This is a genomic window from Planobispora rosea (assembly GCF_014648175.1).
In the GTDB taxonomy this organism is placed as follows: Bacteria; Actinomycetota; Actinomycetes; order Streptosporangiales; family Streptosporangiaceae; genus Planobispora; species Planobispora rosea.
The window spans coordinates 80,607-103,307 of record NZ_BMQP01000007.1 but is presented as its reverse complement, the minus strand read 5'-3'; the positions used below and the strand labels follow the sequence as shown (position 1 = coordinate 103,307).

Annotated in this window: 23 protein-coding genes; 16 read left to right on the top strand and 7 right to left on the bottom strand. The window is 71.5% G+C overall.

The genetic code is table 11. From position 1 onward, the window contains the following. Positions 1-129: 129 nt before the first annotated feature. The 5 genes from IEZ08_RS09235 (at position 130) to IEZ08_RS09215 (ending at position 4,362) form a co-directional block, all read left to right on the top strand. Positions 130-1,602, top strand: coding sequence for a 3-hydroxyacyl-CoA dehydrogenase family protein (locus IEZ08_RS09235; protein ID WP_068928435.1), 1,473 nt, complete (start codon positions 130-132; stop codon positions 1,600-1,602). Continuing rightward, positions 1,599-1,919 (top strand): Rv1322 family protein, encoded by a 321-nt coding sequence (locus IEZ08_RS09230; protein ID WP_189241995.1) that lies wholly within the window; start codon positions 1,599-1,601, stop codon positions 1,917-1,919. The genes IEZ08_RS09235 and IEZ08_RS09230 overlap by 4 nt, the downstream gene beginning before the upstream one ends. A gap of 82 nt (positions 1,920-2,001) precedes the next feature. Beyond that, positions 2,002-2,715 carry an alpha/beta hydrolase gene (locus IEZ08_RS09225; RefSeq protein WP_189241994.1) on the top strand — a complete coding sequence of 238 codons (714 nt, stop codon included), beginning with the start codon at positions 2,002-2,004 and terminating at the stop codon, positions 2,713-2,715. A gap of 57 nt (positions 2,716-2,772) precedes the next feature. Beyond that, positions 2,773-3,534, top strand: coding sequence for an SDR family NAD(P)-dependent oxidoreductase (locus tag IEZ08_RS09220; RefSeq protein ID WP_189241993.1), 762 nt, complete (start codon positions 2,773-2,775; stop codon positions 3,532-3,534). Positions 3,535-3,588: 54 nt separating this feature from the next. Further along, positions 3,589-4,362: an alpha/beta fold hydrolase gene (locus tag IEZ08_RS09215; RefSeq protein WP_068928436.1), complete on the top strand. Its 774-nt coding sequence runs from the start codon at positions 3,589-3,591 to the stop codon at positions 4,360-4,362. A 48-nt stretch (positions 4,363-4,410) separates the two neighbouring features. On the opposite strand, the gene IEZ08_RS09210 is transcribed toward IEZ08_RS09215, so the two are convergent. Next, the gene (locus IEZ08_RS09210) at positions 4,411-5,370 is read right to left on the bottom strand and encodes a helix-turn-helix transcriptional regulator (RefSeq protein WP_189241992.1); all 960 of its coding nucleotides are present in this window, start codon (positions 5,368-5,370) and stop codon (positions 4,411-4,413) included. 62 nt (positions 5,371-5,432) lie between these two features. Between IEZ08_RS09210 and IEZ08_RS09205 the strand changes: the two genes are divergently transcribed. Next, positions 5,433-6,653 carry an epoxide hydrolase family protein gene (locus tag IEZ08_RS09205; RefSeq protein ID WP_189241991.1) on the top strand — a complete coding sequence of 407 codons (1,221 nt, stop codon included), beginning with the start codon at positions 5,433-5,435 and terminating at the stop codon, positions 6,651-6,653. Positions 6,654-6,744: 91 nt separating this feature from the next. Here the strand turns inward: IEZ08_RS09205 and IEZ08_RS09200 are convergent, their stop codons facing one another. Both IEZ08_RS09200 and mce read right to left on the bottom strand, forming a co-directional pair. After that, a complete protein-coding gene (locus tag IEZ08_RS09200; RefSeq protein WP_068921673.1) occupies positions 6,745-8,025 on the bottom strand; it encodes a DivIVA domain-containing protein in 1,281 nt (426 codons plus the stop codon). Between the two features lie 186 nt (positions 8,026-8,211). Continuing rightward, a complete protein-coding gene (gene mce, locus IEZ08_RS09195; protein ID WP_084779623.1) occupies positions 8,212-8,640 on the bottom strand; it encodes a methylmalonyl-CoA epimerase in 429 nt (142 codons plus the stop codon). An 83-nt stretch (positions 8,641-8,723) separates the two neighbouring features. Here mce and IEZ08_RS09190 point away from each other — a divergent pair, with 83 nt between their 5' ends. Then, a complete protein-coding gene (locus IEZ08_RS09190; RefSeq protein WP_068921675.1) occupies positions 8,724-9,908 on the top strand; it encodes an acetyl-CoA C-acetyltransferase in 1,185 nt (394 codons plus the stop codon). Positions 9,909-10,016: 108 nt separating this feature from the next. Continuing rightward, complete coding sequence (gene meaB / locus IEZ08_RS09185; protein ID WP_068921676.1) at positions 10,017-10,967, top strand: methylmalonyl Co-A mutase-associated GTPase MeaB; 951 nt, start codon at positions 10,017-10,019, stop codon at positions 10,965-10,967. On the opposite strand, the gene IEZ08_RS09180 is transcribed toward meaB, so the two are convergent. The 3 genes from IEZ08_RS09180 to IEZ08_RS09170 form a co-directional block, all read right to left on the bottom strand. Then, positions 10,968-11,630 (bottom strand): DUF4230 domain-containing protein, encoded by a 663-nt coding sequence (locus IEZ08_RS09180; RefSeq protein ID WP_229803007.1) that lies wholly within the window; start codon positions 11,628-11,630, stop codon positions 10,968-10,970. Positions 11,631-11,719: 89 nt separating this feature from the next. Next, entirely contained in the window at positions 11,720-13,039 is a 1,320-nt protein-coding gene (locus tag IEZ08_RS09175; RefSeq protein WP_176728404.1) for a hypothetical protein, read from the bottom strand. Beyond that, positions 13,032-13,295 carry a hypothetical protein gene (locus IEZ08_RS09170; RefSeq protein ID WP_189241990.1) on the bottom strand — a complete coding sequence of 88 codons (264 nt, stop codon included), beginning with the start codon at positions 13,293-13,295 and terminating at the stop codon, positions 13,032-13,034. The genes IEZ08_RS09175 and IEZ08_RS09170 overlap by 8 nt, the downstream gene beginning before the upstream one ends. Positions 13,296-13,543: 248 nt before the next feature. On the opposite strand from IEZ08_RS09170, the gene IEZ08_RS09165 reads away from it, so the two are divergent. From IEZ08_RS09165 to IEZ08_RS09140, 6 genes are all read left to right on the top strand, one after another. Then, positions 13,544-14,059 carry a MarR family winged helix-turn-helix transcriptional regulator gene (locus IEZ08_RS09165; RefSeq protein WP_068928437.1) on the top strand — a complete coding sequence of 172 codons (516 nt, stop codon included), beginning with the start codon at positions 13,544-13,546 and terminating at the stop codon, positions 14,057-14,059. Between the two features lie 136 nt (positions 14,060-14,195). After that, complete coding sequence (icmA, locus tag IEZ08_RS09160; RefSeq protein WP_189241989.1) at positions 14,196-15,863, top strand: coenzyme B12-dependent isobutyryl-CoA mutase large subunit; 1,668 nt, start codon at positions 14,196-14,198, stop codon at positions 15,861-15,863. Between the two features lie 94 nt (positions 15,864-15,957). After that, entirely contained in the window at positions 15,958-16,890 is a 933-nt protein-coding gene (locus IEZ08_RS09155) for a tetratricopeptide repeat protein (protein WP_068921680.1), read from the top strand. Positions 16,891-16,966: 76 nt separating this feature from the next. After that, positions 16,967-17,596 carry a cytidylate kinase-like family protein gene (locus IEZ08_RS09150; protein ID WP_068921681.1) on the top strand — a complete coding sequence of 210 codons (630 nt, stop codon included), beginning with the start codon at positions 16,967-16,969 and terminating at the stop codon, positions 17,594-17,596. 171 nt (positions 17,597-17,767) lie between these two features. Beyond that, positions 17,768-19,180, top strand: a complete 1,413-nt coding sequence (locus IEZ08_RS09145; protein ID WP_068921682.1) for an NAD-dependent malic enzyme — start codon at positions 17,768-17,770, stop codon at positions 19,178-19,180. A gap of 57 nt (positions 19,181-19,237) precedes the next feature. Further along, a complete protein-coding gene (locus tag IEZ08_RS09140; RefSeq protein WP_068921683.1) occupies positions 19,238-19,816 on the top strand; it encodes a YqgE/AlgH family protein in 579 nt (192 codons plus the stop codon). A 16-nt stretch (positions 19,817-19,832) separates the two neighbouring features. On the opposite strand, the gene IEZ08_RS09135 is transcribed toward IEZ08_RS09140, so the two are convergent. Next, positions 19,833-20,462 carry a TetR family transcriptional regulator gene (locus IEZ08_RS09135; protein ID WP_068921684.1) on the bottom strand — a complete coding sequence of 210 codons (630 nt, stop codon included), beginning with the start codon at positions 20,460-20,462 and terminating at the stop codon, positions 19,833-19,835. 150 nt (positions 20,463-20,612) lie between these two features. Between IEZ08_RS09135 and IEZ08_RS09130 the strand changes: the two genes are divergently transcribed. Further along, on the top strand, positions 20,613-22,199 hold the full coding sequence (locus tag IEZ08_RS09130) for an MFS transporter (RefSeq protein ID WP_084779625.1): 1,587 nt from the start codon (positions 20,613-20,615) through the stop codon (positions 22,197-22,199). A 171-nt stretch (positions 22,200-22,370) separates the two neighbouring features. Continuing rightward, positions 22,371-22,622, top strand: a complete 252-nt coding sequence (locus IEZ08_RS09125) for a DUF3039 domain-containing protein (protein WP_068921685.1) — start codon at positions 22,371-22,373, stop codon at positions 22,620-22,622. The last annotated feature ends 79 nt before the right edge of the window (positions 22,623-22,701 follow it).

The following is a 22,701-nucleotide window of genomic DNA, read 5'->3' as shown; positions in this document are numbered from 1 at the left end:
GAGGTTGGAAGAGGAGGGCCGGATGGGGCACCCGGCCGGTGAGGCGGGTAGGTCATCTCTGGGAGACTGATGGGTGCCGGGGCGGGCAGCTCCGGCGGCAGCGCGTTCTCGGTGCGATGGGGAGAGTCGATGGCGGGCACCTTTGAGACGGTCGGCGTGGTCGGCCTGGGCACGATGGGCGCGGGGATCGCCGAGGTGTTCGCCCGCGCGGGACTCGCGGTGACCGGGGTCGAGGCCGACCCCGCGGCACTGGAGCGGGGCCGCGGTCACCTGGAGGGCTCCACCGGCCGGGCCCTCGCGCGGGGCAAGCTGACCGAGGCGGAGCGGGCGGAGATCCTCGGCAGGGTGTCCTTCACCACCTCCCTGGAGGACCTCGCGGACGCCGACCTGGTCATCGAGGCCATCCCCGAGGTCATGGACTACAAGCGGGCCCTGTTCACCGACCTCGACCGGGTCTGCAAGCCGTCCGCGGTGCTGGCCACCAACACCTCCTCGCTCTCGGTCACCGCGATCGCGGCCACCACCACCCGGCCCGGCCGGGTCGTCGGCATGCACTTCTTCAACCCCGCTCCGGTCATGAGGCTGGTCGAGGTGGTCCGGACCGTGACCACCGACGACGGCCTCGCCGGCGAGGTGGCCGACCTCGCGCGCCGCCTCGGCAAGACCCCGGTGACCGTCGGGGACCGCGCCGGGTTCGTGGTCAACCGGCTCCTGCTGCCCTACCTCAACCAGGCTGCCGTCCTGCTGGAGAACGGCCTGGCCGGCCGGGACGACATCGACGCCGCGATGAGGCTGGGCGCCGGCTTCCCCATGGGCCCCTTCGCCCTGCTCGACCTGATCGGCCTGGACACCTCCTACGAGATCTGCGAGGTCCTGTTCCGGGAGACCCGCGACCGCCGCCACGCCCCGGCGCCGATCCTGCGCGAGCTCGTCACCGCCGGACGGCTCGGCCGCAAGTCCGGCGAGGGCTTCCACCGCGCCGAGGAGCCCCGGAGCCCCTCGCCCCACGAGAAGCCGTCGGCCGCCTCGGTCGCGGTCCTCGGCGAGGGCGCCGAGGAGTTCTCCGCCCGGCTCTCCGGAGCCGGATTCAAGATCGTCGATCCGGAGGGCGCCGAGCTGGTCCTGGCGCTGTCCCACACCCCCGTGGTCGAGCGGGCCGTACGGCTCCCGCACCCCGACCGCCTGGTCGGCCTGCACCTGGTCGGAGACCAGGTGGCCGAGATCGCCTCCACCGTGCTCACCTCCCCGGACGCCGCCCGGGTCGCGCACGGCCTGCTGCGCATCATCGGCCGGACCCCGGTACCGTGCAGGGACCGGGCCGAGTTCGTGGTCGACGCCCTGCTGTACCCGTACCTCAACGACGCCGTGCGGATGTACGAGTCCGGCTACGCCTCCATCGAGGACATCGACACGGCCATGAAGCTCGGCTGCGGCTACCCGGCCGGGCCCTTCGAGACACTCGACCGGCTGGGCCTGGAGACCGTCCGCGACGGCCTGCGCGCCCTGTACGCCGAGTACCGCGAGCCGTCCTTCGCCCCCGCGCCGCTGCTCGACCAGCTCGTCACGGCCGGGGTGCGGAGCATCCGCGACCTTGCGCCGTGAGCCCGCGCAAGGCGCGCCGGATGGACCCCTTCGACCGGGGCGGCGGCCGGGGTCCCATCCGGCCCGTCGGGGGGCCCGTACCCGGCGTCGGCCAGGTCGAGGAGTGGCCGGACGGCGACTGGCACGTGCGCCGGGTCACCGGCGCGGGAGCCGACAAGGTCTACCGGTGCCCGGGCTGCGACCAGGAGATCAGGCCGGGCCTGCCGCACCTGGTGAGCTGGCCCGCCTGGGCGGGCGGGGAGCACGAGCGCAGGCACTGGCACACCGCGTGCTGGCGCAACCGCATCCGGCGGGGCCCCGGCCGGAGCCGATACTGACACCGGCCGCCGAAACACCGATCACCGGCCATGGAGACACCGATCACCGGCCATGGAACGGGCCGGTCACGAAAGGGATGAGATGGAGATCCGGGCCTCTACGGTCCTGCCCGCCAGGCGCGAGCCGATCGAGCTGCACACGGCCGACGGACTGACGCTCGTGGGCGAGCTGGCCCTCCCCCCGGAGCGGCCCCCCGTCGCCACGCTGGTCTGCCTGCACCCGCTGCCCACGCACGGGGGCATGATGGACAGCCACGTCTACAAGAAGGCCGCCAACCGGCTGCCCGCCCTGGCCGACCTCGCGGTCCTGCGGTTCAACACGCGCGGCACCTCCTCCGAGCGCGGAGCCTCCGAGGGGGCCTTCGACGGCGGCGAGGGCGAACGGTTCGACGTCGCCGCGGCCCTGGAGTACGCCGAGTTCCACGACCTGCCCTCCGTCTGGCTGGTCGGCTGGTCCTTCGGCACCGAGCTGGTCCTCAAGTGGGGGCACGATCCGCTGGTGCGGGCCGCCATCCTGCTCTCCCCGCCGCTGCACCGGGCCACCGACGCCGACCTCGACGCCTGGGCCGCGTTCGGCCGCCCGCTGACCGCGCTGGTCCCCGAGTTCGATGACTACCTCCGGCCGGAGGAGGCCCGGACCCGGTTCGCCCGGGTGCCGCAGGCCGAGGTCGTCGGGGTGGACGGCGCCAAGCACCTGTGGGTCGGCGAGCCGTACGTGCGGATCGTGCTGGACGAGATCGTCCGCCGGGTGAACCCGGCCGCCCACCCCCTGCCGACCGAGGTCGCCGACTCGTAGAATCTTGTTCGGTTCGGGGCCGCGCGGTGCGGCTCCGCGAACGAGGAGGAGGCGGCCGTGCAGGCGTTCGATCTTTCCGGGAAGAGGGCGTTCGTCACCGGGGCGTCGCGTGGCATCGGACGGGCGGTCGCGGTGGCGTTCGCGCGGGCCGGCGCCGACGTCGCCCTCGTCTCCCGGTCGGCCGAGTCGCTGGCCGAGACCGCCGGGGAGGTCGAGGTCCACGGGCGCAAGGCCGTGGTGATCCCGGCGGACCTCACCGACCGGGACGCCGCCGCGCAGGCCGTACGGCAGGCCGTGGAGACCCTCGGCCACGTCGATGTGGTCGTCAACAACGCGGGCGGCTCCAACTTCATGGTCCCGTTCAAGGACCTGCGGCTGTCCGGCTGGGACAAGCTGATGAAGCTCAACCTCGACTCCGCCATGGCCGTCTGCCACGCCGTCGCCCCGCACCTGCTGGAGCGCGGCTCGGGTTCGGTGATCAACGTGGCCTCGGTGGCCGCCAAGGGCGCCCCGTTCCTGGCCGCCTACGCCGCGGCCAAGGCCGGGCTCGTCGCGCTGACCAAGAGCCTCGCCCTGGAATGGGCCGGCAACGGCGTGCGGGTCAACGCGCTGTGCCCCGGCTGGACCGCCACCGACCTCAACCGGAACCTCTGGGAGGACCCGGCGTCGAACCAGACCACCGTCCAGACCGTGCCCATGCGCCGCTGGGGCACCCCCGAGGAGATGGCCCACCCGGCCGTCTTCCTGGCGAGCGAGGCCTCCGCCTACATGACCGGTCAGGTGCTCTTCGTGGACGGCGGAGTGACCACGACCTCATAACTGATCGCCAGTCAAGGGGTGTCAGATCGGGAGTCCGCGATTACGGTGGACGGCGTGCGCCTGTACACACGATCGGCGGGCGAGGGACTTCCGGTCATCCTTCTCCACGCGTTCCCGATGTCGTCCACCATGTGGCTGGCCCAGCGCGAAGGCCTGGCCGCCACCTGCAAGGTGATCACTCCGGACCTGCGCGGATTCGGCGGCTCGATGCTCGGCGACGACGACCCGTCGCTCGACCTGATGGCCGACGACGTCGTCCGCCTCCTCGACGAGGAGGGCATCGACCGCGCCGTGGTCGGCGGCCAGTCCATGGGCGGCTACGTGACGATGGCCCTGTGCCGGCGGCATCCCGACCGGATCCTGGGAGTGATCCTCGCGGACACCAAGGCGACCGCCGACTCCGAGGCCGCGCAGGCCAACCGCGAGCGCATCGCCGCCGCCGTCCTTGAGCGGGGCACGTCGGTCCTGATCGAGGAGGTGCTCCCGGCCCTGGTGGGCCCCACCACCAAGCAGCGCCGGGCGATGGTGTTCGGCCGCGTCCGCGGCCTGGTGCAGTCGGCCCCGCCGGGCGCCGTCGCCTGGGCCCAGCGGGCCATGGCCGCCCGCCCCGACTCCTTCGACACCCTCCGGGCGTTGAAGGTGCCCGTCCTCGTGATCGTCGGCGAGGAGGACGAGCTGTCACCGCTGTCCGACGCCGAGGCGATGACGGACGCGGTCCCCGACGGCCGCCTGACCGTGATCGAGAAAGCCGGTCACCTGAGCGCGATCGAGCAGCCGGAGTCCTTCAACCGGGCCGTGACCGGCTTCCTCAAGGACCGCCTCCTCTGACCCCCGCACGGTGCTGGTGGGGACGCCGGAGTGCGGATCCCCGGACGGCTATGTCGTCCGTACGGCGCGCAGGCAGCGGTCGGCCTGGGCGCGGAGGGCGCCGGTGAGGGCGGGCGGGCCGCTGACGAGGGTGAAGTCGGCGTCCACCGAAGTGATCATCCAGACCAGGTCCGACGGGGTGTCGGCGCCGACGTGCAGCAGGCAGCTGTGGTCGTCGACGGCCTCGACCACGCCCATGCCCGGCCAGACCCGGCCGGCCACCGCCTCGGCGGACTCGTGCAGGGTGACGGTCGCCTGGAACGGCCAGGTCCGTGATGACAGCCGGTGCGCCAGGTAGGTCGCGACATCGCCGTCGGGCGGTTGCCTGGGTGGGAACCGCGGGCCGGTGGGGGTGCGGGGGGTCAGCCGGTCCACCCGGAAGGTGCGCCAGTCGTCTCGGCCGGTGTCCCAGGCGACGAGGTACCAGTGCCGTTCGAAGCTGACCAGGCTGTGCGGCTCGACGGATCGGACCGTCTCGCCGCCGCGCGGGCTCGCGTAGTCGAAGCGCAGCCGTTCGCGCCGGCGGCAGGCCTCGGCGATCACCATCAGCGTGTCCGGGCTGACCGCGGACCCGGTACCGCCGACCCGGACGGTAACGGTGTTCAGCGTGTTCACCCGGTGGCGCAGCCGGGAGGGCAGGACCTGTTCGAGTTTGGCCAGCGCCCGCCGCGAGGTCTCCTCGATCCCGGCGACCGAACCGCCCGCCGCCGTGCGGAGCCCGACCGCCACGGCGACCGCCTCCTCGTCGTCGAGCAGCAGGGGCGGCAGCGACGCGCCGGCCCCCAGCCGGTAACCGGCGGTGCCCTGGGTGGCGTGGACCGGGTAGCCCAGCCGGCGCAGCCGTCCCACATCTCTGCGGACCGTGCGCGCGGTGACGCCCAGCCGTCCGGCGAGCTCGGCGCCGGACCAGTCACGACGGGTCTGCAGAAGTGACAGCAGCTTGAGCAGCCGTGCGGAGGTCTCCAGCATGTCCCAAGATTGCCAGCTTCTTAGGATCGGATCTGTCCCAAGGGGTTCCTAGCGTCGTCTCCATGACGAACCCGCAGCAGGACATCCGCCCCTTCCGTATCGACATCCCGCAGGCTCAGCTCGACGACCTGGGCGCGCGGCTGGCCGGCACCCGCTGGCCGGACGAGGTGCCGGGCGTCGGCTGGAGCCGGGGAGTGCCGGTGGATTACCTGAAGGAGCTCGCCGAGTACTGGCGCACCGGTTACGACTGGCGGGCGCATGAGGCGGCGCTCAACGAGCATCCGCAGTACACGACCACCATCGACGGGCAGAACATCCACTTCCTGCACGTACGCTCACCCGAACCCGGCGCCGTGCCCCTGGTGCTGCTGCACGGCTGGCCGGGCGGGGTCGTGGACTTCCTCGACGTCATCGGCCCGCTCTCGGATCCCCGCGCGCACGGCGGCGACCCGGCCGACGCCTTCCACCTGGTGATCCCGTCGCTGCCGGGCTTCGGGTTCTCCACGCCGCTGGCCGGGCCGGGGATGAACGCGGCCGCGATGGCCCGGGTGCTCGTGCGGCTGATGTCCCTGCTCGGATACGAGCGGTACGGCGTCCAGGGTTACGACACCGGCTCGTGGGTCGCCCCCGCGATCGGCAGGCAGGCTCCCGGACAGGTCGTCGGCGTCCACGTCAACGCCCTGATCACCTTCCCGATCGGGGAGGAGGGCGAGATGGACGGCCTGTCCGAGACCGAGCAGCGGCGCTGGCAGGCGATGCAGGACTTCAACGACGGCTACCTGCAGTGCAACTCCAAGCGGCCGCAGACGGTGACGTACGGGCTGCACGACTCGCCCGTCGGCCAGCTCGCCTGGATCGTGGAGAAGTTCAAGGAGCTCACCGACCCGGAGGAAGGGCTCCCCGAGGACAGCGTCGACCGCGACCGGATCCTGACCGACGTCTCGCTGTACTGGCTGACCGGCACGGCGGGATCGGCGGCGCAGATCTACTACGAGGAGATCTCCGCGAACGCCTGGAGCGACGGATCGGGTGACGCCTGGAGCGACGGATCGGGTGACGCCTGGAGCGCCGAATCGGGTGACGGCTGGGCGGCGGCGCAGCCCGGGACCGTGCCGACCGGAGTGCTGGTCTCCGCCCATGACGTGACCGTCCGCCGCTGGGCGGAGCGCGACCACAACGTCGTGCACTGGACCGAACTGGACCGGGGCGGCCACTTCCTCGCTATGGAGGCGCCCGGCCTGCTGGTCGACGACGTCCGCGCGTTCTTCAGGAAGCTGCGCTGAGACGGGCGCCTGCCAGGGAAAGGGAGAACCCGGCGACCGCGGGGTCGCCGGGTTCTCCGGTAGCCGTCGTCAACGTCTCAGCGCCGGGGCGTCACTCCTGCCACCACTCCGCGTCGTCGTCGGTCTTGTCCGCCTTCGCGGCGGCCGGAGCGGGCTTGTCGTTGCCGTTGGCGGCGGCGATGGCCGGCTTGGCCGGGGCCGCGGTGACGGCGGGCTCGGGGTCGGCCGCGGGGAGCGGCGCGCCGCCGAGCAGCTGGCGCAGCTGGGCCAGGTGGCTGGTGATGCTGTCGCGCTGGCGGGTGAGCTCGTCGACCTGGCGCTGGGCGACCGTGCGGCTCCGCTCGGCCTCGGCCTTGGCCTCGGAGACGATCGACTCGGCGCTGCTCTTGGCCTCGGCGACGATCTGGTCGGCGTTCTTGCGGGCGTTGGTCAGCAGCTGCTTGGCGTGCGTGTCGGCCTCGCGGCGGGTCTGCTCGGCCTGCTGGGTGGCCTTGGTGGCCCGCTGCTCGGCGGTGGCCGCGCGCTGCTCGGCCTCGGCGACCAGCTTCTGGGTGGCGGCCTGCGCGGTGGCGTGGCGCTCGGCCTCCTGGCGCTCGGCCTCCTCGCGGCGGGCGGCGAGCTGGATCTCGAACTCGGCCTCGTCCTGGGCCCGCTTGGCCTCGGACTCCTCCAGGATGCGCTGGGCCTGCGCCCGCATCTCGTCGGCCTGACGCTTGGCGGTGGTGAGGATCTCGTCGCGTTCGCGCTTGGTCGAGGCGCGGAGCTGGGCGACCTCGCGCTCGGTGGTGGTGCGGAGCTTGGCGATCTCGCGCTCGGCGTCGGCGCGCTTCTCGGCGACCTCGTGGTCGGCGGTGGCGCGGAGCTTGGCGACCTCGCGCTCGGTGGTCGAGGTGAGCTCCTCGGCCTCGCGGCGGGCGGTCGAGCGGATCTCCTCGGCCTCGCGCTCGGCGGTGCCGCGCATGTCGTCGGCCTCGCGCGTGGCGAGGGCGCGCTTCTCGGCCGCCTCGTTCTCGGCCGCGGCGCGCATGTCGGCGGCCTCCACCTTGGCGGCCGCCTTGATCTCGTTCGCCTCGGACCGGGCGGCCTGGACGAGCTCGGTGGCCTGCTCCTCGGCGAGGCGGAGCAGCTGCTCGATCCGGGCGCCGAGACCGGAGTAGGTCGGCCTCTCCTGCTCCTGGAGCTGGCGCTGGGAGTCGCTCAGATCCCGCTGCAGGCCGGTGACCTGCTCCCGGGCCTGGCGCAGCTCGGTGTCGAGCTGCTTCAGGTAGTCGTGAACCTGGTGCCGGTCATAGCCACGGAGCACCACGTCGAATTCCCGGGCGGGGGCGTCCTCAAAGAAGTTGTTGAGCTGGGCGTCGATGTCGGACTGCATGGAGGCTCGATCCTGGGTTGGCGAGACGGCTACACGTGCTGGACGGGGGCTCGGACACCCGAGGCAGGATCCTGGTGGACCCACGTCCGGTGATAGGCCAGCGTACTCCGCTGTTGCCTCGTTGGCGGCCCCCTCTGGCTATCTGCGTGACTTGTTACGTATGAGTCTCCCTTGTGTTCGGTGGAGCTACCGTCGCTGGTCAGGAGCCTGGACGAGCTCGGTCAGCATCCCGGCGACGTCCTTCGGATGCAGAAACGCTATGGAGGAGCCCATCGAGCCGTGACGCGGCTTCTCGTCGAGGAGGCGGATTCCCTTCCCGCCGATCTCCTCCAGCGCCCGCGTGACGTCCGGGACTCCGAAGGCAACATGGTGCACCCCCTCGCCGCGCTTGGCCAGGAACCTCCCGACGGGCGTGTCGGGGCCCAGCGGTTCCAGGAGCTGGATGTAGGACCCGCCGCCCTCGCCGTCGGCGATGTGGAGCATGGCCTCCTTGACGCCCTGCTCCTCGTTGACCTCGCGGGCCACCACCGTCAGGTCGAAGGTCCGCTCGAAGAGCGCGATCTTCTCCTCCAGGTCGTGGCAGGCGATCCCCACATGGTCGATACGCATGAACATGGGGCCAACCTCCATGGCAGTCGCTGGTGTACTCATGGGTATGGTGGCAAAGTCGCCCCACTTCCTGCCAGGGAGGCCCCTCCATGTCTGGTTCCGTCATCGTCGCCGGAGCTCGCACCCCCATCGGCCGTCTCCTCGGCTCGTTGTCGAGCCTGACGGCCGCCGAGCTCGGCGGCATCGCCATCAAGGCCGCGCTGGAGCGCGCCGGTGTCGCTCCCGAGGCCGTGCAGTATGTGATCATGGGGCAGGTGCTCCAGGCCGGCGCGGGTCAGATCCCCTCCCGCCAGGCCGCGGTGAAGGCCGGGATCCCGATGACCGTCCCGTCGCTGACGATCAACAAGGTCTGCCTGTCCGGGCTGGACGCGATCGCCCTCGCCGACCAGCTCATCCGGGCGGGCGAGTTCGACATCGTCGTGGCGGGCGGCATGGAGTCCATGTCCAACGCCCCGCACCTGCTGCCCGGCCTGCGCAGGGGAGTGAAGTACGGCGGTGCGGACATCGTCGACTCGATGGCCCACGACGGCCTCACCGACGCCTACGACCAGGTGTCCATGGGCGAGTCCACCGAGCGGCACAACGCCCGCCTCGGCTGGAGCCGCGAGGAGCAGGACGAGTTCTCCGCCCGCTCCCACCAGCTCGCCGCCGCGGCGATCAAGAACGGCATCCTCGACGAGATCGTCCCGGTCTCGATCCCGCAGCGCAAGGGCGACCCGATCGTCGTCTCCGCCGACGAGGGCGTGCGGGCCGACACCACCGCCGAGGCCCTGAGCAGGCTGCGTCCCGCCTTCAGCAAGGACGGCACGATCACCGCCGGCTCCGCCTCGCAGATCTCCGACGGAGCCTGCGCCGTGGTCGTGATGTCCAGGGCGAAGGCCGAGGAGCTGGGCCTGGAGTGGCTGGCCGAGATCGGCGCCCACGGCAACGTGGCCGGTCCCGACAACTCGCTGCAGTCCCAGCCGGCCAACGCCATCAAGCACGCCCTGGGCAAGCAGGGGCTCTCGGCCGAGGACCTCGACCTGCTGGAGATCAACGAGGCGTTCGCCCAGGTCGTCCTCCAGTCCGTCAAGGACCTCGGCGTCCCGCTCGACAAGGTCAACGTCAACGGCGGCGGCATCGCCGTCGGGCACCCGATCGGCGCCTCCGGCGCCCGCATCGTGCTCGCCCTGGCCTACGAGCTCAAGCGCCGCGGCGGCGGGCTCGGCGCGGCCGGGCTGTGCGGGGGCGGCGGCCAGGGCGACGCCCTGATCATCCGCGTCCCCTCGGCCTGACGTCCCGGCTCGCCCGCGGGCCCCGGCCGAGTTCCCGGGAGCCGCGGGCGAGCCGCATGATGTCGGGGACCCGGTGTGATCGGATCGAGGGTACGGAGGGCGGGCGGCATGGACCTGGGCGTGGATCTGGACGTCCTGATCGCGGGAGCGCGTGAGGGCCGGCCCCGGGCGGTGGCCCGGCTGATCTCCCTGGTGGAGAACGGCTCGCCGCTGCTACGGGAGATCACCGCGAGGCTCTGCGCCGACCGCCCGAACCGGGCCCGGATCATCGGGCTGACCGGCTCCCCCGGGGTGGGCAAGTCGACCTCCACCGGGATGCTGGTCCGGGCGTTCCGCAGACGGGGCCTGCGGGTCGGCGTGCTCGCGGTGGACCCGTCGTCGCCGTTCACCGGCGGGGCGCTGCTCGGTGACCGGGTGCGGATGCAGGACCACGCCACCGACCCCGAGGTGTTCATCCGGTCGATGGCCAGCCGCGGCCACCTGGGCGGCCTGTCCTGGGCGACGCCGCAGGCGCTGCGCGTGCTGGAGGCCGCGGGCTGCGAGGTCGTCCTCGTCGAGACCGTGGGGGTCGGCCAGGCCGAGGTGGAGATCGCCTCGCTGGCCGACAGCACCATCGTGCTGCTCGCTCCCGGCATGGGGGACGGCGTCCAGGCCGCCAAGGCGGGCATCCTGGAGATCGCCGACGTGTTCGTGGTGAACAAGGCCGACCGCGACGGCGCCCAGGCGGCGATCCGCGAGCTCCGCAACATGGTCGCGCTGGTCGAGCGGGACTGGAGGCCGCCGATCGTGCCGACGGTGGCCCACCGGGGCGAGGGTGGCGATGAGGTGGTCGAGGCCCTGGACAAGCACCTGGCGTACCTGGAGGCCTCGGGCGAGCTGGAGCGCCGCCGGCACACCAGGGCCCGGGAGGAGATCGAGGCCATCGCCCTGACCGCGCTGCGGTCCCGGTTCGCCGGCCTGCACGGGGACCGGAGGCTCGACACGCTCGCGGCGCGCGTCGTGGAGGCCGGTCTCGACCCCTATTCGGCGGCCGACGAGCTGCTGGCCGCCCTGGGCTGATCAGGGCTCGTCGGCGAACTTCACGGTGACCTTGTCGAAGCCGAGACCGGTCAGCATGCCGTTCAGCATCATCTTCGTGTTCTGGTCCGCGCGGTTGCGCAGGTCGCTCGCCAGGGCCGCCTCGGCGATCTTCTTCTCCGCCAGGACGTAGAGCTCCTGCTGGTTGCCCGGGGAGGACGACAGGAAGTCGGAGACCCGGTCGAAGAGACCGCGTTCCTGGGTGTAGACGTAGGAACGGCCGTTGTCGAGGTTGGGCTTCTCCAGCTGGGCGCGCGGGAGCCGTACCGTGACCTGGGTCCGGTCGGGGGAGACGGTCAGGGCGTCCTTGCCGAGGCGGCTGAAGTCGACGTAGGCGTCCACGCCGCCCGCGCCCACGAACAGGGTGCGGGTGCCCTTGATCGCGTCGGGCAGGAAGTCGGCGTCCTTCTCCAGGTCGACGATGACCTGGAAGTTGCCGGTGGCCGCCTCGAAACGGCTGAGGTCGTGGATGGACTGCAGCAGGACGGGCTGACTGCGGTCGACCGTGGACTCACGGAACGGGTCCATCCACGACCAGGCGAGCCGGCCGGCGACGAGGAGCAGGACCGCGACGACGAGGAGTCCGGCGAGCATGCGCCACCGGCGCCTGCGGGGTGCCGCCGGGGCGGTGGGAGGTGCTTCCACGTTAGCCTTCACGGCAGTCCCCTTCCCCGGGCGGGGGGCTTCTCACGTTCCCCGGCGCCAGGCTTCCCAGCCGACCGGACGGCGGCCTCTCACATCGAGCCTATGCCGATCTTGTCCGTGGCGCGGCGCTGTCCCAGCCGCTGCGGCCACTGCTCCGGCTCGGCCGCTCCGGCCCTGGCCGGCCGGCCGCCGAAGTGGACGTTCTGCAGGCGGCAGCCGACGAAGTCGGGGTAGTGGAGGCGGAGCCAGTCACGGCGCTGGGTCTCGGTCAGGCCGGAGAACCACGCGGCGGCGTACCGGTGCTCGGCGAGCGGCCCGCCGGGCAACGGCTCGCCGCGCAGCCAGGCGGTCACGATGTCGCGGTAGCCCGCCGACGGCGTTCCGTCGCACTTGGCGGCCAGGCCGTCCACGAACTCGTCGGCGGCCCGGTCCGCGAACCCGGTGGCCAGGTCGTCCACGTGTACGGGGACCGTGCCCGGCGCGAGGGGGGCGTCGTCGCGCCGCGGCCGCTGCTCGACCCGGAAGAACTCACCCGGCGTGCCCGCCAGCCTGGATGCGATCTTGATGAACGTCGAGCCGAGCTCGTCCAGCCCGGTCCGCATCCCCGGATGCACGCAGACCATGATCGGCCACTCCTGGCAGCTGTAGACCACCCGCTCGGCCGAGACGGGCTGCGGCTCGCTCAGCAGCCGGGACAGGCCGGCCCCGGCGGCCAGCACCGCCAGCAGCGCGGCGGCCAGCACGAGCGCCTGCCGGGTCACCACCGCGGCCCAGCCGAGCAGCAGCGCGGCGCTGATGCCCAGCAGCCAGAGCGTCTGGTCGGCGAAGGCCGCCGAGCTCAGTCCCCGGAAGAGGTCGTACGGCTCCCGCGTGCCGGGCACGAGCCGGTCGGCCCAGGCCGACGTCTCGGAGAGCCAGGCGAACAGCGCGTAGCAGCCGATCCCGGCGAGCACCGGAGTGATCGTCCAGGGGAGCAGCCAGCCGGTCACCCAGCCGATGGTGACGTAGAGCGCGAGCCCCGCGACGCTCATGATCAGGCCGCTGGGCAGCAGCCGGCCCGCCTGCTCGGTGAGCATGGTCTTGACCGCCAGGACCAGCACGGTCGCGGTGAAGGAGCCCATGACCACCACCAGGATCGCCAGCGGCGCGCGCACCGCCTGCCAGGGGGTCAGCGCCCTGCCTCCGGTCCCGCGCCGCCTGCGGACCGCCACCCAGGCGGCGAACGCGGCGGCCACCGGTCCGGTGAGCCGGAGCGAGCCGATGAGGGCGACGATGATGTTCTCCCACGCGCTGACGCCTGGGATGAGGACGCTCCACGCGGCGACCAGGCCGAGCACGAGCAGGACGGCGACCGCCACCAACGCGCTCTGCTGGAGTTCCTCGCGTGAAACGCCCCTGTGCTCACGCACCGGAGAGCGCGGGCCGGGCCCACGCCGCATCGGCCCGGCCCCGGGCCGGACCGGAGCCGGTCTGTGAGCCCGAGCCGATCTGTGAGCCCGAGCCGATCTGTGAGCCCGAGCCGATCTGTGAGCCCGAGCCGATCTGCGGGCCGGAGCCGATCTGCGGGCCGGAGCCGATCTGCGGGCCGGAATCGGTCTGCGGGCCGGAATCGGTCTGTGAGCCGGAATCGACAGGACGTCCGGACGCCTTCGAAATGTCGTTCATCAAGCACCCCCCGTGCCATGAATGTGCGGAGCCGGTCCCCAGGGCATCCGGTCCGGCCTGCTTCCCCCGCGGGCCGGACTGAGCGCACGTGACCACTTGGTCACGGCCTCACCATTCGATGTGGGAACCATAACTGAGTGTGACGTTTGATGTCCGGGTTCTTGGTGAAGCCATCGTTCTGATTGCTGTACGTATACGGATGAACCGGGACGGGGCCGCGCTACCGTAGCCCTGTGGCTACCGGTCAGCTGAACTTGCCGTTCGACCCCATCGAGCGCGCCGCGGAGACGTGGCGTGCCCGCTTCGGGCCGTCCTCGGCCATGGCCGCAGTCACCTCGATCATGAGAGCGCATCAGATCCTGTTGGCGCAACTGGACACGCTACTCAAACCGTATGACTTGACCTTTGCCCGGTACGAGGCGCTGGTTTTGCTGACGTTCAGCAAGACGGGGGCATTGCCGCTGTCGCGGATCGGTGAGCGGCTGATGGTGCACCCGACGAGCGTCACGAACACGGTGGACCGGCTGGAGCGGGCGGGACTGGTCCGCCGGATGCGCAATCCCCGCGACGGCCGCGGCGTGCTCGCGGAGATCACCGACGGGGGCCGGGAGGTCGTGGACCGGGCGACCGGGGCGCTGATGGGCGCGGACTTCGCCATGACGATGTACGGCGAGGCGGAGCTGAAGCAGCTGTTCGAGCTGCTGCGGACCCTCCGGGTGTCGGCCGGCGACTTCGCGGACCGGCCTTCCGGGGAACGGGACTGACCTCCCGGACGAATCACCGTCGCGTTCCCGGGAAGGGAACTCCCTCCCGGGCGACGCTGGCCAAAAAATACTAGGACGTCCTAGTATTTTTCCGAGGTCGTTTTCCGGGGCCACAAGCCGGACGGAGAGGTGGGCGATGAACGCCGAGGAGATCGAGGCGGGGCGGGCGCGCTGGCAGGCGCGCTTCGACAAGGCCGCCAAGCGGGAGTCGGAGTTCCGGACGCTCTCCGGCCTGGAGGTGGAGCCGGTCTACGGGCCCGCGGGTGACGACCCCCGGTTCGGGCGCATCGGCTGGCCCGGCGAATACCCGTTCACCCGGGGCCTGCACGCCACCGGCTACCGGGGCAAGACCTGGACCATCCGGCAGTTCGCGGGGTTCGGCAACGCCCGGCAGACCAACGAGCGCTACAAGATGATCCTGGGCGCGGGCGGCGGCGGGCTGAGCGTGGCCTTCGACATGCCGACGCTGATGGGGCGCGACTCCGACGACCCGCGCTCCCTCGGCGAGGTCGGGCACTGCGGGGTGGCGATCGACTCCGCGATGGACATGGACCTGCTGTTCGACGGCATCCCGCTGGGCGACATCACGACCTCCATGACGATCAGCGGCCCGGCCGTCCCGATCTTCTGCATGTACGTCGTGGCCGCCGAGCGGCAGGGCGTCCCCGCCGGCCGCCTCAACGGGACGCTCCAGACGGACATCTTCAAGGAGTACATCGCGCAGAAGGAGTGGCTGTTCGCACCCGAGCCGCACCTGCGGCTGATCGGCGACCTGATGGAGTTCTGCGCCGCCGAGATCCCGGCCTACAAGCCGCTGAGCGTGTCCGGCTACCACATCCGGGAGGCGGGCTCCACCGCCGCACAGGAGCTGGCGTTCACCCTGGCCGACGGGTTCGGCTACGTGGAGCTGGGCCTGTCCCGCGGCCTCGACGTCGACGTCTTCGCCCCCGGTCTGTCGTTCTTCTTCGACGCGCACATCGACTTCTTCGAGGAGATCGCCAAATTCCGGGCGGCCCGGCGGATCTGGGCCCGGTGGATGCGCGACGTCTACGGCGCCACGACGGACAAGGCGCAGTGGCTGCGCTTCCACACCCAGACGGCCGGGGTCTCGCTGACCGCGCAGCAGCCGTACAACAACGTGGTCCGCACCGCGATCGAGGCGCTCGCGGCCGTGCTGGGCGGGACCAACTCGCTGCACACCAACGCGCTGGACGAGGTGCTCGCGCTGCCGACCCAGAAGGCCGCCGAGATCGCGCTGCGCACCCAGCAGGTGATCATGGAGGAGACCGAGGTCGTCAACGTCGCCGACCCGCTCGGCGGCTCCTGGTACGTCGAGGCGCTCACCGACCGCATCGAGGCGGAGGCCGAGGCGATCTTCGCGAAGATCCGGGACATGGGCTCCGACGGCTCGATGACCTCCGGCATCCTGCGCGGCATCGAGGACGGCTGGTTCATGTCCGAGATCGCCGAGGCCGCCTTCGACTACCAGCGCAAGCTGGAGAAAGGCGAGAAGCGGATCGTCGGGGTGAACTGCCACACGGCCTCCGCCGAGGAGCCCCTGGAGATCCTGCGGGTGAGCCACGAGGTCGAGCGCGAGCAGAACCGCGTCCTGGCCGAGCGCCGCGCGGCCCGCGACCAGGCGGCCGTGGACGCAGCCCTGGCCGCGATGGTCCAGGTGGCCAGGGGGGAGGGCAACATGATCCCCACCATGCTCGACGCGGTCCGCGCTGAGGCCACCCTGGGAGAGATCTGCGACGCCCTCCGCGACGTCTGGGGCGTCTACACCGAACCCGCCCGCTTCTGAGGCTGTGTCGATGGCGACGCCGGCGCGTCGCGGCTCGGGGACTGATGGCGACGCTGCGCACGGCGAGGGGCGCGGATACGGCAGGATTGGTGTCATGAGCCCAGCGGACTTTACTCGACCCGGATCGTTGTACGGTGCCGTGGACCTCGGCGCGCGCAAGCAGGCGCTGGAGGCGCAGGCGAGGCGGGAGGCCGCCGCGCAGGAAACCGGGGGCGCTCCGGCGCAGGTCGTCGATGTCGACGACGCCAACTTCGCGACCGAGGTCGTCGAACGCTCCATGAACAGCCTGGTGCTGCTGGAGCTCACCGTCAGCCGCGCCGAGCAGGCCAGGCAGTACAGCCTGCTGCTGGAGAAACTGACCGCGGAGCACGCGGGCCGGTGGACGCTGGCGCGGGTGGACGTCGAGGTCAGCAGGCAGATCGCCCAGGCCCTGCGGGTGCAGAACGTGCCCGCGCTGTACGCCATCTTCCAGGGGCAGCCGGTCGCGGTCGTTCCCGGCATCGCCACCGAGCCGCAGCTGCGCGACTGGCTCGCCCAGCTGATGGAGGCCCTGGCCCAGTACCTCCCGCCGCCCGGGGAGGGCCCGGAGGGCGGCGCGCGGCCCGAGGAGGCGCCGGTGGATCCGGACATCCTCGACGCGGAACGCGCCATCGACGCCGGCGACCTCGACGGCGCGACGGCGGCGTACGAGCGGCTGCTGGCCCGCTCCCCGAACGACCAGGACGCCAAGCTGGGCCTGGCCGGCCTCGGCCTGATCCGGCGGACCCAGGGCGTCGACCCCGCGGATGTGGAGCGCCGCCTGGGCGATCCCGCCGACATCGAGGCCCAGCTCCTGGCCGCCGACTTCGAGATGCTCTCCGGAGAGGTGGACGCCGCCTTCGACCGTCTCATCGGGGTGGTGCGCAGGACCGCGGGCGAGGGGCGCGACCGGGCCAGGCTGCACCTGCTCGGCCTGTTCGACACGCTCCCGGCGGACGACCCGTCGATCGTCAAGGCCCGCCGGAACCTGGCGTCCGCGCTGTTCTGACCGACGGCCGGAAAGCCGCTCCGACCAGCGGCCGGGAAATGTCATACGGAGACGCCCCGCCGGGCATGAATGCGGTATGCGGGTCGTCACCATCTCCGCGACGTACGGCACCGCCGGCAGTGTGATCGGCCCGGCGGTGGCCGAACGTCTCGGCGTGCCGTTCGTGGACCGGGCGATCCCCGGTGCGGTGGCCCAGGAGCTCGGCTGCACGCTGGAGGAGGCGCTCTCCCACGACGACCGCTCCGAGCACGGGCTGGGCTGGTTGCTGTCGGGGGCCGCGCGGCTGCCGACGGCGACCTTCGGCGGCGTGGACGTCTACCTGCCCGGCGCGATGCCGCTCCCGCCGGAGGACTTCGCCGTCCACACCGAGAACGTGATCAAGAAGGTCGCGCGCGAGCAGGGCGGGGTCATCCTCGGGCGCGGCGGGGCGCTGGTCCTGGCGGACCATCCCGGCGCGCTGCACGTGCGGCTGGACGCCCCGCCCCGCAGGCGGATCCTGCGGACGGCGGCGCTGGCCGGGCTGACCGAGCGCCAGGCCCGCAAGCTGGTGGAGGACAACGACCGGGCGCGGACCGCCTACGTCCGCCACTTCTACCGTGCCGACCCCGCCTCGCCGTACCTCTACCACCTGGTCCTGGACAGCACGGTCATCCCGGTGGACGCCTGCGTGGACCTGATCGTGACGGCGGCGACGGCTCTGGACTGACCGCCGGACTGACCGCCGGACTGACCGCCGGACTGACCGCCGGACTGACCGCCGGACTGACCGCCGGACTGACCGTCCCGGGTGACGCGACGGGGCGAACATTGGCGGGAGGGGCACTAGATTTGGCAGGGTAATCCCGAACCAGGTCGGTCGCGAAGGAGCGGGTTGACTGTGGCCACTGTGCCGAGTGTGTCGTACTCCATCACCGTGCGGCTGGAGGTGCCGGCCGGCGGCAAGGCCGTCAGCCAGCTCACCCACGCCGTCGAGTCCGCCGGGGGCGTGGTCACCGCCCTCGACGTGACCACCGCCGGGCACGAGACCCTGCGCATCGACGTCACGTGCGCCGCCCGTGACACCGACCACGCCCAGGCCATCGTCGACAAGCTCGACGACGTCGAGGGCGTGGTCATCCACAAGGTCTCCGACCGGACCTTCCTCATGCACCTCGGCGGCAAGATCGAGATGAAGTCGAAGGTGCCGCTGCGCAACCGCGACGAGCTCTCCATGGCCTACACGCCCGGTGTCGCCCGGGTCTCCATGGCGATCGCCCGCAACCCCGAGGACGCCCGCCGCCTGACGATCAAGCGCAACAGCGTCGCCGTGGTCACCGACGGCTCGGCCGTGCTCGGCCTGGGCAACATCGGGCCGGCCGCCGCGCTCCCCGTCATGGAGGGCAAGGCCGCGCTGTTCAAACGCTTCGCCGACATCGACGCCTGGCCGATCTGCCTGGACACCCAGGACGTCGACGAGATCGTCCGGGCGGTCCAGCTCATCGCGCCCGGCTTCGGCGGCATCAACCTGGAGGACATCTCCGCGCCGCGCTGCTTCGAGGTGGAGCGGAGGCTCCGGGAGCTGCTGGACATCCCGGTCTTCCACGACGACCAGCACGGCACCGCGATCTGCGTCCTGGCCGCGCTGACCAACGCGCTGCGCGTGGTCGGCAAGGACCTGGCCGGCGTCCGCATCGCCCTCGCCGGAGCCGGCGCGGCCGGTACGGCGGTGCTGCGCCTGCTGCTCGCGGCCGGCGCGCGCAACGTGATCGTCTGTGACTACCGGGGGGCCGTGCACCTCGGGCGCGACGACCTGGACGCCTCGCTCCGGTGGATCGCGGAGCACACCAACACCGAGGGATACTCCGGTGACCTGCGCGGTGCGGTCAAGGGCGCCGACGTCTTCGTGGGGGTGTCCGCCCCCGGCATCCTCAACGGCGACGACATCGCCACCATGGCCGAGGACGCCGTGGTCTTCGCGCTGGCCAATCCGGAGCCGGAGGTCTCGCCCGACGACGCCCGCGAGCACGCGGCCGTGGTCGCCACCGGCCGTTCGGACTACCCCAACCAGATCAACAACGTGCTGGCCTTCCCCGGCGTCTTCCGCGGCCTGCTCGACGCCCAGGCCAGCGTGGTCACCGAGGAGATGCTGCTGGCCGCGGCCCGGGCGCTGGCCGCGGTGGTCACCGCCGAGGAACTCGGCCCGAACTACATCATCCCCAGCGTGTTCCATCCGGACGTGGCGGGCGCCGTCGCGGCGGCCGTGCGCGAGTCGGCCGGCGGCCGGGCGCGCACCGGCATGACCGAGGTGTAGACGGCCCGTATCGGTTCCACCCCCGCGTGCGGACCGGGGCTGGAGGATGATGGAGGAATGGCGGAGGCGATCTACGTCGGCGGGCTGCTCGTGGCGACCCCGAAGCTCGACGACCCGAACTTCCGGCGCTGCGTGGTCCTGATCCTGGAGCATGACGCGACCGGGGGCACCCTCGGGGTGGTGCTCAACCGGCCGAGCGACATCGCGGTGACCGACGTGCTGCCCACCTGGGACGCGCTGGTCACCGGGCCGCCCGTCCTGTTCCAGGGCGGTCCGGTGCAGACCGACAGCGCCCTGGCGCTGGCCGCGGTCCCGAGCGGTCAGGAACCGCTGGGCTGGCGGCGGCTGCACACCGGCATCGCCGCGGTGTCCCGGCTGGGCACCGTCGACCTCGACGCCCCGCCGGAGATCCTCGCCGGTGAGATCGCCCAGATGCGGATCTTCGCCGGGTACGCCGGGTGGACCGCCGGACAGCTGGAGGCCGAGATCGGCGAGGGCGCGTGGTACGTGGTGGACTCCGAGCCCGGAGACACCTTCCACGGCAACCCCGAGTCCCTGTGGCGCGCGGTGCTCCGCCGCCAGCGCGGGGAGCTCGCCTACGTGGCGACCTGCCCCGACGACCCCACGATGAACTGAGCCTCCACCGTCGCCGTCAGACGCGACCGCGATCCCAGCCGGGCCGCAGGGAGCGTTCGGCGAGGGAGAGCATCTGCTCCAGGCGCTCGGCGAAGGCGGACAGGTCCTGGATGCTCTGCGGGTGGCAGGACTCGAAGCCGACGCGTGCCACGGTGGTGAACAGGGAGACCACGAAGTGGGGGAGGAGGTCGTCGGGGGAGGAACCCTCGCGGCGGGCGATCTCGTCGATGAGCCGCCGCTCGTTCTCCATCATCCGGCGCACGCTTCCGGCGAAGAGGGCAGGAGTGGTCTCCACCAGCTCGCGGGACTTGAGGAACCGCGTGACATCGGTCACGTCCCCCTCCTGCAGCTCGGTGAGGACCGCGCGCATGGCGTGGCTGAGCGCGACGAAGGGCGGCTCCTCGGGGGGCCGGTCGGCGAGTTCCCTCAGCATCACCTCCTGCCCGTCGACGGGGAGGGAGAGCGCGACGTCCTCCTTGGTCGCGAAGTAGCGGAAGAACGTCCGCGGTGAGACATCCGCCGCGGCCGCGATCTGGTCGACGGTCGTCGCCTCGTAGCCCTGGGCGCGGAACAGGTCCAGGGCGGCGTCGATGAGTGCCAGCCGTGTCTTCTGCTTCTTGCGCTCACGTAGGCCCGGCCGACTCATGGCTGTCACCTCCTCGCAACGTTGACTTCACAGTCTGCCATAAGGCAGCTTCTGCCTCGTAAAAGAATTTGTCATCTGTCAGAGACTGTCATAAATTACCGGAGCTGACATCCCAAGGTGGGACGTATCAACGTGAATGGGGGACCCTCCATGGCAAATGCCAAGACGGTGGCGGCACCGCCGCCATCCGGCCCGGGCGCATCGTCCAGACAGGGTCATCCCTGGCTCACCCTCTTGGCGGTCTCGCTCGGCGTGATGATGGTGATGCTCGACGGCACGGTCGTCGCCATCGCCAACCCCGTGATCGGCGCCGAGCTCAAGGCGTCCCTGGAAGACCTGCAGTGGGTGACCAGCGGTTACCTCCTGGCGCTCGCGGTGTTCCTGATCACAGCGGGCAAGCTCGGCGACCTGTTCGGGCACAAGCGGGTCTTCGTCATCGGCATCGCCGGCTTCGCGCTCACCTCGCTCGCCATCGGCCTGAGCGACTCCATCGGCATGCTGATCGCCTTCCGCGTCCTGCAGGGCCTGTTCGGCGCGCTGCTCCAGCCCGCCGCCCTCGCCCTGCTCCGCGCCGCCTTCCCGGCCGAGAAGCTCAACATGGCGATCGGCATCTGGGGCGCCACGATCGGCCTGTCCAGCGCGGCCGGCCCCATCGTCGGCGGCCTGCTGGTGGAGAACGTCAACTGGCAGTCGGTGTTCTTCATCAACGTCCCGGTCGGCATCGTCGCACTGGCCGTCGGAATGCTCGTCATCAAGGAGAGCAGGGCCGACTCCCTGTCCAGGGTCGACTGGCTCGGCGTCGTGCTGCTCTCGGGCGCGATGTTCTGCCTCATCTGGGCGATCATCAAGGCTCCCGAGTACGGCTGGGGCGACGTCAAGACCCTCGCCTTCCTCACGGGCGCCGTGGTGATCGGCGGAGCGTTCGTCTGGTGGCAGGGCAGGGTCTCCGAGCCGCTGATCCCGCTCAGCCTCTTCAGGAACCTGTCGGTCTCCGTCGGCACCCTGCTGATGGTCCTGATGGCGTTCTCGATGTTCGGCGCGATGTTCTTCCTCACGTTCTACTTCCAGGGCGTGCACAACCTGTCGCCGCTGGAGGCGGGCATCCGCATGCTCCCGATGAGCGCCGGCATGATCGTCGCCTCGCCGCTGGCGGGCGCTGCGATCAGCAAGTTCGGCCCGAAGCTTCCCATCGCGGCGGGCATGCTGATCACCGCTGTCGCGATGTTCCTCCTGTCCCGCCTGGGGATTGAGGACGGCTACGTGGCCAGCGCGGTCCCGTTCGTGCTGCTCGCCTTCGGCCTCTCGCCGGTCATGGTCGGCGCCACCGAGATCATCGTGGGCAACGCCCCCGAGGAGCTCAGCGGCGTCGCCGGCGGCATGCAGCAGTCGGCGATGCAGGTCGGCGGCTCGCTGGGCACCGCGGTGCTCGGCGCGATCGTCGCGGCCAAGGTGAGCGACGTGCTCCCCGGTTACTGGAGCGCCGCCGGGCTGGCGCAGCTCCCGGCCGAGCAGATGAAGCTCGTCGAACAGGGCGCGAACTTCGCCGAGGCGGGCGCCGCCCCCGGCACGCCCGAGCCGGTGGTCCAGGCGATCACCCGTGTGGTGAACTCCTCCTTCCTGGACGGCATGCACCTCGCCTTCCAGATCAGCACCGGCGTCGCGGTGCTCGCCGCCCTGCTCGCGCTGGTCGTCAAGGCCGGCCGCAAGACCGAGGGCGCCCCGATCCACATGGGCTGAGGTCCGCACGGGCTGAGGTCCGCACGGGCGGACCCCGCCGTCCGCCGTACGGCTCCCGCCATCGCCCGGCGGGAGCCGTACGCGCATGTGAGGGTGGCCGTACCGGCACACAACAGGCCGGTGGGAGACGCCGGAGAAGACCGCGGGGCCCCGGCCGCATAAAATTGTCGGGTGAGCACGAAGATCCTTCCTGAGAGCGACGTCCGGCCGAACCTGTCGCACGGCGACGGCGATCACGAGCGGTTCGCCCACTACGTCGAGAAGAACAAGATCATGGAGAGCGCGCTCACCGGGACGCCGGTGCGCGCACTCTGCGGCAAGGTCTGGGTGCCGAACCGGGACCCGCAGAAGTTCCCGGTGTGCCCCGAGTGCAAGGAGATCTACGAGGGGCTGCCGAAGGGTGGAGACGACGACAAGGAGTGAGTGTGTTGCTCCCGGTTGATTGCCGCCGATGAGGTTACGGTCGGGATGTCGCTGAAGGGCGGCATCCGGCCGGGCCGGG

What these genes read in the sequence shown, in the direction of transcription:
- IEZ08_RS09130 (WP_084779625.1), top strand. Translation starts at nt 20,613, where the DNA reads ATGGCAAATGCCAAGACGGTGGCGGCACCGCCGCCATCCGGCCCGGGC.
- meaB (WP_068921676.1), top strand. Translation starts at nt 10,017, where the DNA reads ATGGACCTGGGCGTGGATCTGGACGTCCTGATCGCGGGAGCGCGTGAG.
- IEZ08_RS09150 (WP_068921681.1), top strand. Translation starts at nt 16,967, where the DNA reads ATGCGGGTCGTCACCATCTCCGCGACGTACGGCACCGCCGGCAGTGTG.
- mce (WP_084779623.1), bottom strand. Translation starts at nt 8,640, where the DNA reads ATGTTCATGCGTATCGACCATGTGGGGATCGCCTGCCACGACCTGGAG.
- IEZ08_RS09200 (WP_068921673.1), bottom strand. Translation starts at nt 8,025, where the DNA reads ATGCAGTCCGACATCGACGCCCAGCTCAACAACTTCTTTGAGGACGCC.
- IEZ08_RS09170 (WP_189241990.1), bottom strand. Translation starts at nt 13,295, where the DNA reads ATGAACGACATTTCGAAGGCGTCCGGACGTCCTGTCGATTCCGGCTCA.
- IEZ08_RS09135 (WP_068921684.1), bottom strand. Translation starts at nt 20,462, where the DNA reads ATGAGTCGGCCGGGCCTACGTGAGCGCAAGAAGCAGAAGACACGGCTG.
- IEZ08_RS09205 (WP_189241991.1), top strand. Translation starts at nt 5,433, where the DNA reads ATGACGAACCCGCAGCAGGACATCCGCCCCTTCCGTATCGACATCCCG.
- IEZ08_RS09225 (WP_189241994.1), top strand. Translation starts at nt 2,002, where the DNA reads ATGGAGATCCGGGCCTCTACGGTCCTGCCCGCCAGGCGCGAGCCGATC.
- IEZ08_RS09155 (WP_068921680.1), top strand. Translation starts at nt 15,958, where the DNA reads ATGAGCCCAGCGGACTTTACTCGACCCGGATCGTTGTACGGTGCCGTG.
- icmA (WP_189241989.1), top strand. Translation starts at nt 14,196, where the DNA reads ATGAACGCCGAGGAGATCGAGGCGGGGCGGGCGCGCTGGCAGGCGCGC.
- IEZ08_RS09140 (WP_068921683.1), top strand. Translation starts at nt 19,238, where the DNA reads ATGGCGGAGGCGATCTACGTCGGCGGGCTGCTCGTGGCGACCCCGAAG.
- IEZ08_RS09190 (WP_068921675.1), top strand. Translation starts at nt 8,724, where the DNA reads ATGTCTGGTTCCGTCATCGTCGCCGGAGCTCGCACCCCCATCGGCCGT.
- IEZ08_RS09210 (WP_189241992.1), bottom strand. Translation starts at nt 5,370, where the DNA reads ATGCTGGAGACCTCCGCACGGCTGCTCAAGCTGCTGTCACTTCTGCAG.
- IEZ08_RS09235 (WP_068928435.1), top strand. Translation starts at nt 130, where the DNA reads ATGGCGGGCACCTTTGAGACGGTCGGCGTGGTCGGCCTGGGCACGATG.